The 15,299-nt window shown below is 73.4% G+C and carries 13 protein-coding genes and 1 pseudogene; 4 read left to right on the top strand and 10 right to left on the bottom strand.

The features are described 5' to 3' along the window. Nucleotides 1-34 precede the first annotated feature (34 nt). Nucleotides 35-505, top strand: a pseudogene (locus RYN42_RS11080) (zinc-binding dehydrogenase); the annotation flags it as partial. A gap of 48 nt (nucleotides 506-553) precedes the next feature. Here RYN42_RS11080 and RYN42_RS11075 read toward each other — a convergent pair. Next, nucleotides 554-1,783: an AGE family epimerase/isomerase gene (locus tag RYN42_RS11075; RefSeq protein ID WP_315096071.1), complete on the bottom strand. Its 1,230-nt coding sequence runs from the start codon at nucleotides 1,781-1,783 to the stop codon at nucleotides 554-556. A gap of 118 nt (nucleotides 1,784-1,901) precedes the next feature. On the opposite strand from RYN42_RS11075, the gene RYN42_RS11070 reads away from it, so the two are divergent. Continuing rightward, nucleotides 1,902-2,435 (top strand): bacterial proteasome activator family protein, encoded by a 534-nt coding sequence (locus tag RYN42_RS11070; RefSeq protein ID WP_315096069.1) that lies wholly within the window; start codon nucleotides 1,902-1,904, stop codon nucleotides 2,433-2,435. A 2-nt stretch (nucleotides 2,436-2,437) separates the two neighbouring features. On the opposite strand, the gene RYN42_RS11065 is transcribed toward RYN42_RS11070, so the two are convergent. The 6 genes from RYN42_RS11065 to serS form a co-directional block, all read right to left on the bottom strand. After that, nucleotides 2,438-3,301, bottom strand: coding sequence for an EamA family transporter (locus RYN42_RS11065; RefSeq protein ID WP_315096068.1), 864 nt, complete (start codon nucleotides 3,299-3,301; stop codon nucleotides 2,438-2,440). A gap of 17 nt (nucleotides 3,302-3,318) precedes the next feature. Next, entirely contained in the window at nucleotides 3,319-4,254 is a 936-nt protein-coding gene (locus RYN42_RS11060; RefSeq protein ID WP_399552466.1) for a carbohydrate ABC transporter permease, read from the bottom strand. Further along, nucleotides 4,251-5,228 carry a sugar ABC transporter permease gene (locus RYN42_RS11055; RefSeq protein ID WP_315096067.1) on the bottom strand — a complete coding sequence of 326 codons (978 nt, stop codon included), beginning with the start codon at nucleotides 5,226-5,228 and terminating at the stop codon, nucleotides 4,251-4,253. Before RYN42_RS11055 ends, RYN42_RS11060 begins: the two co-directional genes overlap by 4 nt. 92 nt (nucleotides 5,229-5,320) lie before the next feature. Continuing rightward, complete coding sequence (locus RYN42_RS11050) at nucleotides 5,321-6,691, bottom strand: ABC transporter substrate-binding protein (protein ID WP_315096066.1); 1,371 nt, start codon at nucleotides 6,689-6,691, stop codon at nucleotides 5,321-5,323. A 199-nt stretch (nucleotides 6,692-6,890) separates the two neighbouring features. Beyond that, complete coding sequence (locus tag RYN42_RS11045; protein WP_315096064.1) at nucleotides 6,891-7,688, bottom strand: HAD family hydrolase; 798 nt, start codon at nucleotides 7,686-7,688, stop codon at nucleotides 6,891-6,893. Then, entirely contained in the window at nucleotides 7,685-8,950 is a 1,266-nt protein-coding gene (serS, locus tag RYN42_RS11040; RefSeq protein WP_315096062.1) for a serine--tRNA ligase, read from the bottom strand. Before serS ends, RYN42_RS11045 begins: the two co-directional genes overlap by 4 nt. Before the next feature lie 51 nt (nucleotides 8,951-9,001). Here serS and RYN42_RS11035 point away from each other — a divergent pair, with 51 nt between their 5' ends. Further along, nucleotides 9,002-10,162 (top strand): diacylglycerol kinase family protein, encoded by a 1,161-nt coding sequence (locus RYN42_RS11035; protein WP_315096061.1) that lies wholly within the window; start codon nucleotides 9,002-9,004, stop codon nucleotides 10,160-10,162. 3 nt (nucleotides 10,163-10,165) lie between these two features. On the opposite strand, the gene pheA is transcribed toward RYN42_RS11035, so the two are convergent. Next, nucleotides 10,166-11,116, bottom strand: a complete 951-nt coding sequence (pheA, locus tag RYN42_RS11030; protein ID WP_315096059.1) for a prephenate dehydratase — start codon at nucleotides 11,114-11,116, stop codon at nucleotides 10,166-10,168. Nucleotides 11,117-11,206: 90 nt separating this feature from the next. On the opposite strand from pheA, the gene RYN42_RS11025 reads away from it, so the two are divergent. Next, nucleotides 11,207-13,504, top strand: coding sequence for a hypothetical protein (locus RYN42_RS11025; protein WP_315096057.1), 2,298 nt, complete (start codon nucleotides 11,207-11,209; stop codon nucleotides 13,502-13,504). Here the strand turns inward: RYN42_RS11025 and RYN42_RS11020 are convergent. After that, nucleotides 13,501-14,391, bottom strand: coding sequence for a glycosyltransferase family 2 protein (locus RYN42_RS11020; RefSeq protein WP_399552465.1), 891 nt, complete (start codon nucleotides 14,389-14,391; stop codon nucleotides 13,501-13,503). The genes RYN42_RS11025 and RYN42_RS11020 overlap by 4 nt on opposite strands. A gap of 36 nt (nucleotides 14,392-14,427) precedes the next feature. After that, nucleotides 14,428-15,252, bottom strand: coding sequence for a DUF5926 family protein (locus RYN42_RS11015; RefSeq protein WP_315096056.1), 825 nt, complete (start codon nucleotides 15,250-15,252; stop codon nucleotides 14,428-14,430). Between the last annotated feature and the right edge of the window lie 47 nt (nucleotides 15,253-15,299).

Here is a 15,299-nt window from a genome sequence, read left to right as displayed (position 1 = left end):
GCTGGCCCGCGCGCTGGCCTAGCGCGTCCTCGCGACCGCGGGCGGGCCGCAGCGCACCGCCCGCGTCCACGAGCTCGGCGCGGACGTGGCGCTCGACCACCGGGACCCCGGGCTCGTCGAGCGCGTGCTCGACGCGACGCAGGGGCGGGGTGTCGACGTGGTGCTCGACGTGCTGGGGGCCGGCGGTCTAGCGGACAACCTGGCGATGCTCGCCGACGACGGCCGCCTGGTGGTCGTCGGGATGCAGAAGGGCCGTCGGGGCGAGCTCGACCTGGGGCTGCTGCTGGCCAAGCGGGCGAGCATCCAGGGCGCTCTGCTGCGCTCGCGCCCGCACGTGCAGAAGGTCGCGATCATGGACGGCGTCCGGCGGCACTGCTGGCCGTTCGTCGCGGACGGCTCCGTGGTGCCGGTGGTGCACGCCCGCGTCGGGTTCGAGCACGCGGCCGACGCCCATCGCATGGTCGAGTCCGGCGAGGCCTTCGGCAAGGTCCTGCTGATCCCCTGACGTCCGAGCAGATGGAGGCCAGGGGCTGCTGCTGCTCGGACGCTGCGGTCAGTCGAGCAGGCCTGCGGCCAGGGCCGGGACGATGACCGGGGTCAGCGGGAGGCGCGGGATCAGCGTCGCCTGCACGGCGTGGTAGAGGTCGGCCTTGCCGGCCCACACCGTGCGGGAGACCCGGTTGTCGGTGCCGAGCTCGTGCCACCAGGAACCCCCCACGGGGTCGAGGTGGTGCGCGCCGATGTACTCCCACCACTGCGTGTAGGCGTCGTCGAACCGCTGCTCGCCGGTGGCGGCGTGCAGGGCGGCGGCCGCGGCGACGGCCTCGGCGGCGACCCAGTGCATCCGCTCGCGGACGACGGGCGTCCCCGACCAGTCGACGGTGTAGACGAACCCGGGGGCACCGTCGACGTCCCAGCCCTCGCGCACGGCGGCGTCGAACAGGGAGGTCGCGTCCGCGAGCATCCAGGCGGGGGCCACGTCACCGCGCGCGGTGATCGCCGCGCGGGCGTGCAGGGTCAGGCGGGCCCACTCCAGCCAGTGCCCGATCGTCGCGCCGTACGGACGGAACGGGTGCGCCGGGGTGTCCACGTTGTACTCGAGGTCCGGCACCCAGTCGGCGTCGAAGTGCTCGGGGATGCGCCAGGAGTTGCCGGCCGCCCAGCCGTGCACCACGCGCTCGACGATCCGCACCGCGCGGTCCAACCAGGCGCGGTCCCCCGTGACGTCGGCCGCCGCCAGGTACGCCTCGACCGTGTGCATGTTCGCGTTGACCCCGCGGTAGCCGTCGAGGGTGGTGAACGCGCGGTCCCACTGCTCGACCACCATGCCGGCCTCGTCGTCCCAGAACCTCTCCAGCGAGACGGCGAGCGCCTCGTCGAGCAGCGCGCGGGCGCCCGGACGCCCCGCGGCGGCCGCGCTGGAGGCCGCGAGGACGACGAACGCGTGCGGGTACGCGGCCTTGTCGGTGTCCCGCGGGGTGCCGTCGCGCTCCACCTCGGCGAACCAGCCGCCGTGGTCGTCGTCGTGGAAGGCGCCCGCCAGCGCCGCGAGCCCGTGGTCCACGACCGCCGCCGACCCCGGACGCCCGAGCAGGTGACCGATCGCGTACACGTGGGTCATACGGCACGTGATCCACAGCTCCAGAGGACCGTCCACGGCGGCGCCGGCCTCGTCCTGACGGGCGAACCCGCCGGGAACCACGGACGCCCGTCCGAACTCGAGCAGCCGGTCGGTCTCACCCTCGAGCCATCGACCATGAGCAGGTGCGCTGAGCCAAGCCATGCCGGACACCCTAGCGATCACGGGAATCCGCTCCGACCGGCGTCCCGGGTGCCCGATCCGACAGGTTCCCCGCCCTGCGAGCGCTGCGCGGGAGGGCGCAGTCGGTGAGAATGCCCGGATGACCGACAACCCCGCACCGGACGCTCCCACCGACGACACGCCGAGGGTGGTCGTCCTGGACCCCGGCGCCGACGACGACGCCCCCGAGGACATCACCTCGCTGGTCGGCCAGCCGGCGAAGGTCATGCGCATCGGCACGATGATCAAGCAGCTGCTCGACGAGGTGCGCAGCGCACCCCTGGACGACGCCGCCCGCGCCCGCCTGGCCGAGATCCACGAGCGCTCGCTCAGCGAGCTCGAGGAGGGCCTCTCGCCCGAGCTCGTGGCGGAGCTGCACCGGATCACGCTGCCGTTCGTCGAGGACCAGGCCCCGTCCGACGCCGAGCTCCGGATCGCGCAGGCACAGCTGGTGGGGTGGCTCGAGGGGCTGTTCCACGGCATCCAGACCGCACTGGTCGCCCAGCAGATGGCCGCGCAGTCGCAGCTCACCGGGATGCGCCGGGCGCTGCCGCCCGGGCACCAGGGGCAGCACGTGCAGCCCCAGGTCGGCGCGGACGGCACCGCGCAGCCCACCACCGGGCAGTATCTGTAGCGCTACGCCGGCGGTGGCGCCTCGTCCGTCGCCGGCTCGTCCCGGTCCAGGCCGGTGAGCACGATCGCGCCGGAGACCAGCAGCAGCCCCACCACCTCCAGCCCGTGCGGCACCTGTCGGAGCACCACCGCGCCGATCACGGCGGCCGTCGCCGGCAGCAGCGCCAGGAGCACCGCGAACGTGGCGGCCCGGACCCGCCGCAGCACCACCTGCTCGAGGGCGTACGGGACCACCGACGAGCACACGGCGATCGCCACCACCAACGCCGCCAGCCGCGCGTCGCGCAGCACCGGTCCGGCGCCACCCGCCAGGAACGGCGCGAGCACCACCGCGCCCGCGGCCATCGCCACCGACAACCCCGTGATGCCGCCGCTCGCCGCCCGTGCCACCCGCCGGCCGAGCAGGATGTACGCCGCCCAGCACGCGGCCGCGACGCCGATGGCCACGAGGCCGACCACCGCGTCCCGCCCCCCGTCGAGGCTGACCCCCGCCAGCAGGACGACACCGACCGCCGCCACCGCGATGCCCACCCGGTCCCGCCAGCCGTGCCCGGTCACGGCGGCGACCGCCACGGGGCCGAGGAACTCGATCGCGACCGCGGTGCCGAGCGGCAGGTGGTCGATGGCCACGTAGAACGCCACGTTCATCACGGCGAGCACCACGCCGAACACGACCGCCGTGCGCAGGTCCCGACCGCCCCACGCCAGCCGCCAGGGGCGCCGCCACGCCACGAGCACCAGGGCGGCCACCGCGATGCGCAGCCACGCCACGGTCGACGCGGCGACGACGCCGAAGATGCCGACCGCGAGCGCGGCGCCCAGGTACTGGGTCAGCCCCGACAGGACGAACAGCAGGGGCGCGGGCACGAGGCCAGGCTAAGCGCCTACCCCTTGACCGACCCCGCCAGCAGGCCGCGCACGAAGTACCGCTGCAGGCTGAGGAACACCAGCACCGGCACGATGATCGACACGAACGCCCCGGCCGTGAGCAGGAACCACTGCGACCCGCGCTGGCCGGTGAGGTTGAACAGGGCGACCGTCATCGGGGCGACCTCCTGCGACGAGCCGGCGAACGTCAGGGCCACCAGCAGGTCGTTCCACACCCAGAGGAACTGGTAGATCCCGATGGCCGCGAGCGCCGGCTTGAGGATCGGGAGCATGAGCCGGAAGTAGATCGTCACGTGCCCGGCACCGTCGACGCGCGCGGCCTCGAGCAGCTCCTTGGGGACCTCCCGGATGAAGTTGTGCAGGAGGAAGACGGTCAGGGGCAGCCCGAACATGGTGTGCGACAGCCAGATGGACCAGAACGTGCCCGCGATGCCGATGTCCGCGTACAGGCTGAGCAGCGGGATGAGCGTCACCTGGATCGGCACGATCTGCAGCGCGAACACCGCCACGAACAGCACGTTCTTGCCGCGGAAGTCCATCCACGCGAACGCGTAGGCGGCCAGCGACGCGATGAGGATCGGGATGACGACGCCGGGGATCACGATCACCAGCGAGTTGACGATGTACGGCGCGAGCGAGTTGGTGCCCTCGGGCGAGAGCACCAGCTCGTAGTTCTCGAGCGTGAAGTTCGGGTCGAAGAGGACCGTCCACCAGCCCGACGTGCTGATGTCCCGGGCGGGCCGGAACGAGCTGATGAGCAGGCCGAAGGTGGGGATCGTCCACACCACCGCAAGGACGACCGCGACCAGCGACGCCCACGGGGAGCTCAGGCGCTTCTTCGTCGCCTCGGAGATCGTGGCGGGCCGGCCGTCCCGGGTGTCCGACGGCCCCTGCATCCCGCTGAGGTCGAGCTGGGGGCCGGTGGCGGTCATCGTGCCTCCGAGGCGCGCAGCTGGCGGATGTTGTAGACGATGATCGGCACCACCAGGACGAACAGCAGGACGGCCAGCGCCGCCCCCAGGCCCTGGTTGCCGGCGCTGAAGCTCTGCGTGAAGAACTCGTTGGCCACGACGCTCGTGCCGAACAGCCCGCCGGTCATGGTCCGGACGATGTCGAAGACCTTGAGGCTGCCGATGGCGATCGTGGTCAGGACGACCACGAGCGTCGGCCGGATGGTCGGGACGGTGATGAACCGGAACATCCGGAAGCCGGACACCCCGTCCAGCCGCGCGGCCTCGACGATGTCCGCGGGGATCGCCTTGATCGCGGCGGACAGGATCGTCATGGCGAACCCAGCCTGGATCCAGATCATCACGACGATGAGGAAGAGGTTGTTCCACGGCCCGCTGATGAGGAACTGCTGGGGTTGGCCACCCAGCCACACGACCAGCTGGTTGAGCAGCCCGATCTGCTGCGGGTTGACCGCGAGGTCGGGGTCGTAGAACCGGTACTCGTAGACGAACTTCCAGATGATCGAGGCGCCGACGAACGAGATGGCCATGGGCAGGAAGATCAGCGCCTTGGCGAACGCCTCGCCGCGCGCCCCGTCGACGATGATCGCGTAGAGCAGACCCACGGCCGTGGCGACGAACGGCGCCACCAGCACCCACAGCACGGTGTTCCGCAGCACGATGAGCTGGTCGGACGAGGTGAAGATCGCCGAGTAGTTGTCGAACCCGATGAACCCATCGTTGGCCGCGTCGTAGAACGACCGGACGATGGTCCGCCCGGCCGGGTACACCAGCCCGATGACCAGGAGCAGCGCCGTCGGTCCGACGAAGAACCAGGCGACGCGTCGGACGCCACGCTTCTCGAGCAGTGCGACGACGAACAGGATGAGACCGATCACGGCGGTGAACGCCAGCAGGGCGACCACCATCGTGCCGAACTTCTCGGCGAGCTCCATCGAACCTCCGGGGGACGACGACGACGCGGACGTGACCGGGACAGCCCGGTCCCGGGGTCGCCGCTGCGGCGGCCCCGGGAGCCGGGCTCAGGTCAGGACGCCGGCCAGGCGGCCTCGATCTTGTCCAGGGTGTCTGCGGTCGACTGCCCGGTGATCCAGGCCGTCGCCTCCTTCCAGAAGGCGTTGTTCGCCGCCGCCGGGATCCGGTCCGACCCGTCGAACCGGAACACCGCGTCGGCGTCCAGCAGGATGTCGGCGGACAGGATGTCGATCGGGTTGACCAGGTTCGCCTGGTCGAGCCCGGTGTTGGCGGTGATCCAGCCGCCGCCCGTGAGGTCGGAGCTGGCCTTCGCCTTGAGGTTGGCCCAGGTGTCGCTGGACCAGAACTCCGCGAGCGCGTGCACCTCCGGGCGGTCGGCGAACAGGGTGACGAACTCGCCGGCGCCGAGCACCGGGCGGTCGTCCTCGGTCTCGCCCGGCAGGTAGAACGCGAACACGGCGCCGTCCTCGGCGACCTCCGTGCCCTGCGGCCAGTTCGCCGCGTAGAAGCTCGCCATGCGGTGCAGCGCGCACTGGCCGTCGAGGATCGGCAGGCCGCCGTCCTGGAACGCGGTGCTGGCGATCGACGTGACGTCGCCGAAGCCACCGTTCACGTAGTCCGGGTTCTTCAGGTAGTCACCGACCGCGTCGAGGGCGGTCGTGGCCTCCGGCCCGTTGAACGGGATCTCGTGCGCGACCCACTGGTCGAACTCGTCCGGGCCGGCGGTCCGGAGCATCATGTCCTCCATCCAGTCCGTGATCGGCCAGCCGGTCGCGGCGTCGGACGCGATGCCGGCGCACCACGGCTTGATCCCGGTGCCCGCGATCGTCTCCGTGAGGTCCGCCAGGTCGTCGAGCGTCGTGGGGATCTCCCAGCCGTTCTCCTCGAACTGCGCCGGCGAGTACCAGACGAGCGACTTCACGCTCGCGCCGGACGGTGCCGCGTAGAACGTGCCGTCGACGGCGCCGTACTCCTTCCAGGCCGGGTCCCAGAACTCGTCGACGTTGTCCGAGGTGCCCTGCGACGCCTCGACGACCGTGCCGGTGCCGACCAGCTGGGCCAGCAGGCCGGGCTGCGGGACGATCGCGATGTCGGGCGGGTTGCCGGCCTCCGCGCGGACCAGGATCTGCTGCTCGAACTGCTTGTCCGCCTGGTAGTCGACCGTGGCGCCGGTGCACTCCTCGAACGGCTTGAACGAGTCGATGTAGGGCTGGTCCTCGGGCGCGACGATCCCGGCGTAGATCGAGATCGTCTTCCCGGACAGGTCGCCGTAGGACTCGAAGTCCGCGCAGTCGGCCGTCGCCTCCCCCGTGCTGTCGTCGTCGCCGCCACCACCGCCCGAGCATCCGGCCAGGAGCAGCGCGAACCCTGCCCCCGCTGCTGCAGCTGCCCGGTAACCCCGGCGTGTGCGCGTGCCGTTCATGAGACCTCCACGTCGTCATGTCGGAATGGCGCGAGCGGTTCGGCGTGCGCGCCCTTGCAAGCGATGCAATCGGCTACGCACAACGGGCGCAACAGTCGTGCCGGGGCAATCCGGTCACGATTCAGTCACAGCGTGATGTCATGGGGGCGCGACGACGGAAACCGTCGAGATCGGTCCGTCAGACCGACGAGATGGTCCGTCAGACCAGGAGGCTGCGCAGGACCGCGAGCGCGCCGTCGTCGTCGATGGTGCCCGTGACCTCGTCGGCCGCGGCCCGGACCGCCTCGGACGCGTGCCCCATCGCGACCCCGCGCGCCGCCCAGCGCAGCATCTGCACGTCGTTGCCGCCGTCGCCGATCGCCACGGTGGCGTGCGGCTGCACGCCGAGGTGCTGGCGGACCTCCTCCAGGGCGCTGGCCTTGGACACCCCACCGGGGGTGAGGTCCAGCCACGCGGACCAGCCGACGGCGTACTCGACCTCGTGCAGGCCGACGCGCTCGACCAGCTCGTGGAACTCCTCGGGCGTGCTCTGCGGGCTGCGGATGACCACGCGGGTGGCGGGCGTCGAGGTGAGCTCGTCCCAGGACACCACCTCGAGGTCGCCGGACAGCTCGCCGTCCGGGAAGTCGGCGGAGACGCGGAAGCCCAGGCCCAGGTCCTCGACGGCGAACAGGGCGTCGGGCAGCTCCAGGGCGATCGTGCGCAGCGCGGGGCCGGGGTCGAACGTGACCACCCGCACGATCTCGTACCCGTTCTCCGCGGCGGGGTCCAGGCGGGCGGTCACGGCGCCGTTCGAGCACACGACCCAGCCCTCCGTGAGCCCGAGCGCGCGGGCCACGGGCGCCACGGAGTGCACCCCGCGGCCCGTGGCGAGGACCACGTGCAGCCCGGAGTCGCGGACCTGCAGGACCGCCTCGCGCACCGCGTCGGAGATGACGCCGTCGTAGGACATGAGCGTCCCGTCGACGTCGAGGGCGACCAGGCGGCAGCGGGTCATCGCACGGGCTCCAGCACCTCGAGGCCGCCCAGGTACGGACGCAGCCCCTCCGGGACACGCACGGAGCCGTCGGCCTGCTGGTGGTTCTCCAGCAGCGCGACGATCCAGCGGGTGGTGGCCAGGGTGCCGTTGAGGGTGGCCACAGGACGCATCGAGCCGTCCGCCGTGCGCTCGCGGACGCCCAGGCGGCGGGCCTGGAACGTCGTGCAGTTCGAGGTCGACGTGAGCTCGAGGTACCGCTCCTGGCTGGGCAGCCACGCCTCGCAGTCGAACTTGCGCGCGGCGCTCGAGCCCAGGTCACCGGCAGCCGTGTCGATCACGCGGTACGGCAGCTCGGCGAGGGCGAGCATCTCCTCCTGCCAGGCGAGGATGCGGCGGTGCTCGTCGTAGGCGTCCTCGACCGTCGTGTACGTGAAGGCCTCGACCTTGTGGAACTGGTGCACGCGGATGATCCCGCGGGTGTCCTTGCCGTACGAGCCGGCCTCGCGGCGGTAGCAGGCCGACCAGCCGGCGTAGCGCTTCGGACCGGCCGACAGGTCGAGGATCTCCCCCATGTGGTACCCGGCGAGTGCGACCTCGCTGGTGCCGACGAGGTACAGGTCGTCGGCCGGCAGGTGGTAGACCTCGTCCGCGTGGGCGCCGAGGAAGCCCGTGCCGGCCATGATCTCCGGCTTGACCAGCGTCGGGGTGATGACGGGCGTGAAGCCGGCGCTCATCGCCTTGTCGACGGCCGCGTTGAGCAGGGCCAGCTCGAGGCGCGCGCCGATGCCGGTGAGGAAGTAGAACCGGGCGCCGGACACCTTGGCGCCGCGCTCGGTGTCGATGGCCGCCAGCCCCTCGCCCAGCTCGAGGTGGTCCTTGACCGGGAAGTCGAAGGCGCGGGCGTCCCCCACGTGCTTGAGCACCACGTAGTCGTCCTCGCCGCCCGCCGGGACGCCGTCCTCGACGATGTTCGCGATCCGGCGGCTCAGCTCGGTGGCGTGCGCCTCGGCCGCCTCGGCGTCGGACTGCAGGGCCTTGACCTGGTCGGACAGGTGCTTGGCGCGGGTCAGCAGCGCGTGCTTCTGGTCGCCCTGTGCCTGCGCCACCAGCTTGCCCAGGGACTTCTGCTCGGCCCGCAGGGTCTCGAACTCGGTCAGCGCGGAACGCCGGCGCGCGTCGGCGTCTAGCACCTGGTCGACCAGGTGGGGGTCGTCCCCGCGCGTGGTCTGGCTGGCGCGGACGAGGTCGGGGTCCTCCCGCAGGAGCCGCAGATCGATCACCCCCCGACCCTACCGACCCGCGCGCGACCCCTCGCACCGTAGATTCGCCCCATGACCTGGGAGGCGTGGGTGGCCGTGAGCGCGGCCGTCGCAGCGGTCGCCGCCCTGCTCCTGGTGCTCGTCCTGTGGCTGCGGCAGCGCGAGCTGCGTCGGCGGATCGAGTCCCCTCGGGAGAGCGCCACCGCGCGGGCGCTGCGGCTGGCGCGGGACGTCGACGAGGACGCGCAGCTCGTGGCCTTCGTCGCCAACCCCTCCAAGCCGGACGTGCCGGCGCTGCGCACCGCCGTGCTGGAGGCGTGCGCGGAGCTGGGGCTTCCCGCGCCGCTCTGGTTCGAGACGACGATCGCCGACCCCGGTGTCGGTCAGGCGCGCAAGGCGATCGCCGAGGGGGCGGACGTCGTCGTGGCGATCGGCGGGGACGGCACCGTCCGGGCGGTGGCCGAGGGCCTCGTCGGCACCGGGGTGCCCATGGGGCTCCTGCCGCTGGGCACGGGGAACCTGCTGGCCCGCAACCTCGACCTGCCGCTGAGCGACCCGATGGCCGCCCTGCACGTCGCGCTGGAGGGTCGGGACCGGACCATCGACGTCGGCTGGCTGCGGGTCCACCGGTGGGAGTCCGACGTCGACGACGCCGTGGCCGAGGCGGCCGACGACCTGCCCGACCAGCTCGACCTGCCGCGCGACCACATCTTCCTGGTGATCGCCGGGCTCGGGTTCGACGCCGCGATGGTGTCCGACACCGACGAGCAGCTTAAGGCTCGGGTCGGCTGGATCGCCTACTTCGTGTCCGGCATGCGGCACCTGCACGGCCGCCGCACCCGCGTGCACGTCCGGCTGGACGACCAGCCCATGACGTCGACCCGGCTGCGCAGCCTGCTGATCGGCAACTGCGGCAAGCTCCCCGGCGGGATCACCCTGCTGCCGGACGCGGAGCTCGACGACGGCTGGCTCGACGTCGCCGCGATCGACACGCGCGGCGGCATCGCCGGCTGGGCGCAGCTGTTCGGCGAGGTGGTGCTGCAGGGCGCCGGCATGCGCAACGACCTGCCCGGCAAGATCGGCCGCATCGACCACACCCGGGCACAGGAGGTCCGCGTCGTGGTGCAGGGCGGGGAGCACGTGCAGGTGGATGGCGACATCGTCGGGCGGGTCACGGAGCTGTCCGCCCGGGTGGACCACGCGGCGCTCGTCGTGCGGGCGCCGGTGGCCTGAGCGTCAGGTCGCGGCGCCGGCGCGCACCCGCTGCAGCCAGGCACGCGCACCGACGAAGTCCGGGTCCGCCGTGCCGACGTGGACGGTGGGCTCGACCGCGTCGGCGCGGGGGTAGGAGCCGAGGAACCGGACGTACGGGCAGCGCCGGTGCAGGCCCATCACGGCTTCGCCGACGCGCTCGTCGGTGATGTGGCCCTCGGCGTCCAGGGAGAACGAGTAGCGGCCGAGCGAGTCGCCGATGGGACGCGACTCGATGCGGGAGAGGTTCACCCCGCGGACCGCGAACTGCTCGAGCATGGCGAGCAGCGCGCCGGCCTCGTTGTCGGGCAGGTGCACGACGAGGGTCGTCTTGTCGGCGCCGGTCCGCGCAGGCACCGAGCCCGGGTGGCCGACGACGACGAACCGGGTCTGTGCCGACACGTTGTCCGCGACGTCCTGCGCCAGCGGCACCAGCCCGTAGGAGTCGACCGCGGCGGGCGGGACGAGGGCCGCGTCGAAGCCGAGCTCCGCACCCCCACCGCTCGCGATGAGGGCCGCGGGCGCGGTGTTCGACGTGGCCGGCACGTGCACCACCGACGGCAGGTGGTGCGCCAGCCAGCGCCGGCACTGCACCCAGGCGTGCGGGTGCGCGGAGATCCGCCGCACCTCCGACAGCCGGACCCCGGGCGCCGCTGCCAGCGTGAACTGCACGGGGACGAGCATCTCGCGCAGGATCACCAGGGGGTCGCCCGCCGCGAGACTGTCGAGCGTGGCGGTGACGCCGCCCTCCACGGTGCTCTCGATGGCGACGACCGCGAAGTCCGCCTCGCCCGTGCGGACGGCGTCGATAGCCGACGACACGTCGGCGACCGGCACGTCCACGCACTCGCCGGCCGCGGCGACCTGGCGCAGCGCGGCCTCGGTGAACGTCCCGGCCGGACCCAGGTAGGCGTACCGCGGCAGCCCGTTGGTCATGGCGTCCCTCCCGTGCAGATGATGTGCACGCTGCACGGATGCCCCGCAGCGCCGCCCGGGTCGAGGGTAGTGCGCCCGTAGGCTGGAACGGTGCTGACCCCTGCCCGCCCGCGCGCGTCCCGGCTTCGCGGCGCGGCGCTCGTCCTGCTGCTCGGCGTGGCGGGGGTGCTGCTGGCGACGCCGGCGGAGGCGGCCGAGCAGCCCCCGGTCGTGCTGGTCGGCGTCACGGGGGTCCGCTGGGACGACGTCACCACGCTCACCACCCCCGCGCTGTGGAACCTGTCCCGTGCGGGGTCCGTCGGGCTGGTCGCCGCCCGGAGCGTGGCGTCCCGGTCCTGCCCCGCGGACGGCTGGCTCGGGGTGTCCTCCGGCACGCGCGCCGCGGACGTGCGCGCCGACGACGGCACCTGCCGCACGCTGCGCGACCCGGGCGAGAGCGGCGAGGTGCCCGGCTGGGAGGAGTACGTGGCAGCTGCCGACGCCGAGTCGTACGGCGCCACCCCGGGACTGTTCGGCGACATGCTGGCCGACGCCGGCACCGTGGTGACCGGCATCGGGCCGGGCGCCGCGATCGCGCTGGCCGGCGCCGGCGGCATCCCTGTGGGCACCCACCAGCTGCTCCCGACCACGGGCACGGGGCTCACGCGGGCGGTGCGCGACGCCCTGGCGACCTCGGCGCTGGTGGTCGTCGACGCCGGCTCGCTGCGGGACCCGGGGTACGCCACCGCGCCGCGGCCGAGCACCCCGCAGCCGACCCCGACCGCCCCGGACGACGAGCTGGGCGAGCCGGCGCCGCCCGACGTGTCGACGCCGGACGCGATCATCGAGCCGTCGCGGGCGCTGCAGGCGCAGGCCATCGACACCCGGATCGGCGCCGTGCTCGCAGGCGCGCAGCGCTCCGGCGCGACCGTCCTGGTGGTCTCGCTGGCGGACTCCGGTCGCACCGCCCTCCAGCTGGCGGCCGCCACCGGGCCGGCCCCGAACGGCCAGGAGTACGTCGACAGCCTCCTGACCTCCGGCTCCACCCGCCAGGCGGGCCTCATCCAGTCGGTCGACGTGACACCGACCCTGCTGGACGGCATCGGGCTCGACAACGACGCCGCGGCGCTCAGCGGTGCAGAGATCCTGCCGGGACCGCCCACGGGCACGGCGACCGCGCGGGTGGCCCAGCTGCTCGACATCCAGCAGCACGCCACCATGGTCACGCGGGTCAGCGGCGCCTACTCGACGCGGCTCGTGCTCATCCAGGCCGTCCTCTTCGTGGCCGCGGCGATCATCCTCACCCGCACCGGCCGCTCCGACCGCCGTCCCCTGCGCCCGGCGCTGCGGCTGCTGCACGTGGGAGCGCTGGCGCTGGCCGCCGCCCCGGTGGCCTCGTTCCTCACCAACACCGTCCCGTGGTGGACGTCCGCCATGCCGAGAACCATGTTCTGGTGGGTGCTCCTCGGGTGGATCGCGCTCATCACGGTCGTCGCGCTGGTCGGACCGTGGCGCCGCAACCTGCTGGGGCCGGCGGGGCTGGTGGCGGGGGTGACGGTGGCGGTGCTCGCGGTCGACGCCTGCACCGGCTCCACGCTGGTCATCGACTCGCCGATGGGCGCCCACCGGCTCCTCGCCGCGCGCTTCTACGGGATGAGCAACCAGGCGTTCGCCCTGCTCACGGCGGCTGGTCTGCTGCTCGCGGTCGCACTGGCCGACCCGCTGCTGCGGCGCGGCCGGCGCACGCTCGCCACGGTCGTCGTCGCCGCTCTCGGGCTGGTGCTCGTCGTCGTCGACGGCGCCCCCGGCCTGGGCAGCGACTTCGGGGGCCCGCCCGCGCTCATCCTGGCGTTCGCGATGCTGACCATCGTGGTGAGCGGCCGGAAGGTCAGCTGGCGGTGGATCGGGCTGATCGCGCTGGTCGGCGTCGTGGTGGTCGGCGGGTTCGCGGTGCTCGACTGGATGCGTCCGGCCGGGGACCGCACCCACCTGGGCCGGTTCTTCGCGACCGTCCTCGACGGCGGCCTGTGGGACGTGGTCGGCCGCAAGATCGCGGTCAACCTGCGGGTGCTGACGTCGTGGCGGTACCTGGTGACCGCGATCGGCGGCATCGCGCTCACGTGGCTGGTCGTCGTGGGTGGGCTCCCGCGCCGCGGCGCCCTCATGGGGCGGGGACCGCTGGCCGGGCTGACCAGCGCGGTCCCGCTGCTGCGCCCCGCGGTCGCCGCGATCGCCGCCGCGCTGACGGTCGGGTTCCTCATGAACGACTCCGGCATCGTGGTCCCGGCCACGGGGATCGCGGTCGCCGTGCCGTGCCTGGTGGCCGCGGCCGCGCAGTGGCGGCTGGGCGCCCCGGAGGGCGAGCTGTCCCCCGCGGAGCCGGCGAAGGAGCCTGCGCGCGCCGACTAGCGGTGCGTCTGCGGCGGCTGCGCGGGGGCGACGGTCCGCCGGACAGCACCGGCGGCGCGCCGCACCCGGCGGGCGTTCACCGCCATCTGCACGTCCCGGTACTGCGCCGCGCGGTGCAGCTGCCCCTTGAGGTCCGAGCCCGAGGGCCGGTGCCTGAGGTCGCACGGCACCTCGACGACGCGGAACCCGCGGCGCAGCAGGTCGATCGTCATCCCCGTCTCGACGCCCCACCCGTGGGCCAGCGGGGTGGCCGCCTCGAACGCCTCGCGGGTCAGGCAGCGCATGCCCGACAGGGGCTGCGTCGGGGTCCACCCGGTCATCGACGCGATGGCACGGCGGGCGGCGCCGACGACGATCCCGCGGCCGCCGGCACCCGGCTGCGGCGGGATCAGGGCGATGGCCAGGTCCGCGTGGCCCTCGAACACCGGCGGCACCAGCGGCGCGGTGTTCACGGCGGTCTCGCCCAGGTCGCCGTCGATGAACAGCAGGATGCGGGGCTGCCGGTCGGGCGCGTCGCGCATGGCGACGACCGCCGCCCCGGTCTCCATGGCAGCCGCCTTGCCCCGGTTGTGCGAGTGGCGGACCACCACCGCGCCGGCCTCGCGCGCGACGTGCTGGGTGTCGTCCTCGGAACCGTCGTCGACCACCAGCACCAGGTCCACGTGGGGGATGGCGCGGGCGGAGCGGACGGTGGCGGCGATGCGCCGCGACTCGTCCTTGGCGGGGATGATGACCGCCACCCGCTGCCGAGCCTTGTGGGCCGCCGCCTTGCGCTCGTCGACGGAGGCCTTGCGTGCCGCTGCGGGCGACGTCGCGGCCGGTGCCGGCACCTTGCCGTCGGCGGCCGTCGCCTGGTCGTCGGCGGTCTGGCCGCCCTCGCGCGTCACGTCGGCCACCCTATCTTTCCGAGCGCGTCCCGCCCGTCAGCGCAGGGTGACCTGCCGGGCCACCAGCCCGGCCCGCGCGCGGCGCTCGTTCGCGTCCAGCGGCGTGGTGTCCGCGAGCGCGGCGTCGAACGCGGGGACGAAGTCGGCGAGCGGCTTCTCGACGTCCTCGGCCTCCGAGCCCTTGGCCAGCTCCCACACCGGCACGACGAGGCCGGCGGAGCGGAAGTAGCCGACGAACTTGGCGCCCTCGAAGCCGGAGGCGCGCTTGGCGTGCAGGCGGGCGAGCCCGTCGAGCACCACCTGCTCCTCGTGCGGCTGCGCCCAGCGCAGGAACTCGCGGGCGCCCATGCGGCACCAGTAGGCGGCGTCGGCGGCCTGGAGCTTGACCGTGTCGATGATGCCGCCGTCGGCCTCCTCGATCGCGGCCTGCAGGTCCGGGGTGCGCTCGGTGTCCGGGGCCAGCCAGTAGGCGAACGAGTCCTGCACGGTGACCTCGAAGGGCACGCTCAGGTCCAGCACGTCCTGGAGGCGCGGGCCCGGCTCGGGCAGCCCGATCGTCTCGACCGCGGTGCCCGCCTCGACCTCGAGGGCCTCCAGCAGGGCGTGCGCGAGGTCGCGGCTCACGTCGTTGGAGCTGCTGGCGGTCTGCAGGGCCAGCAGGATCACGCCGTCGGCGCGGTGCAGGGCGGGCCAGCTGGTGGGCAGGACCGTGGTGACCAGGACCTCGCGGGCGCCGTGCTCCGCGGTGGTGCGGGCGGTGGCGGTCGCCGCCGGGACGAGCTCCTTGAGCGCCACCCAGTCGGGCTCACCGGGGAGCCCCTCGAACGGGCGCAGCACGAAGTCGGACGAGTTCTTGGCCATGGCGGAAAGGCTACCGGTCGGTGCGGACCGGGGTGTGCGGGACCCCG

The sequence above is a fragment of the uncultured Cellulomonas sp. genome (assembly GCF_963527515.1).
Lineage (GTDB): Bacteria > Actinomycetota > Actinomycetes > Actinomycetales > Cellulomonadaceae > Cellulomonas.
The sequence above is the reverse complement of the archived record's forward strand: the minus strand, read 5'-3'. Positions and strand labels throughout refer to the sequence as shown.

Bases quoted from the DNA above. Each gene is read 5' to 3' on its own strand.
- RYN42_RS11075 (WP_315096071.1), bottom strand. From the start codon at position 1,783: ATGGCTTGGCTCAGCGCACCTGCTCATGGTCGATGGCTCGAGGGTGAG.
- RYN42_RS11060 (WP_399552466.1), bottom strand. From the start codon at position 4,254: ATGACCGCCACCGGCCCCCAGCTCGACCTCAGCGGGATGCAGGGGCCG.
- pheA (WP_315096059.1), bottom strand. From the start codon at position 11,116: ATGACCAACGGGCTGCCGCGGTACGCCTACCTGGGTCCGGCCGGGACG.
- RYN42_RS11055 (WP_315096067.1), bottom strand. From the start codon at position 5,228: ATGGAGCTCGCCGAGAAGTTCGGCACGATGGTGGTCGCCCTGCTGGCG.
- RYN42_RS11035 (WP_315096061.1), top strand. From the start codon at position 9,002: ATGACCTGGGAGGCGTGGGTGGCCGTGAGCGCGGCCGTCGCAGCGGTC.
- RYN42_RS11015 (WP_315096056.1), bottom strand. From the start codon at position 15,252: ATGGCCAAGAACTCGTCCGACTTCGTGCTGCGCCCGTTCGAGGGGCTC.
- RYN42_RS11070 (WP_315096069.1), top strand. From the start codon at position 1,902: ATGACCGACAACCCCGCACCGGACGCTCCCACCGACGACACGCCGAGG.
- RYN42_RS11050 (WP_315096066.1), bottom strand. From the start codon at position 6,691: ATGAACGGCACGCGCACACGCCGGGGTTACCGGGCAGCTGCAGCAGCG.
- RYN42_RS11045 (WP_315096064.1), bottom strand. From the start codon at position 7,688: ATGACCCGCTGCCGCCTGGTCGCCCTCGACGTCGACGGGACGCTCATG.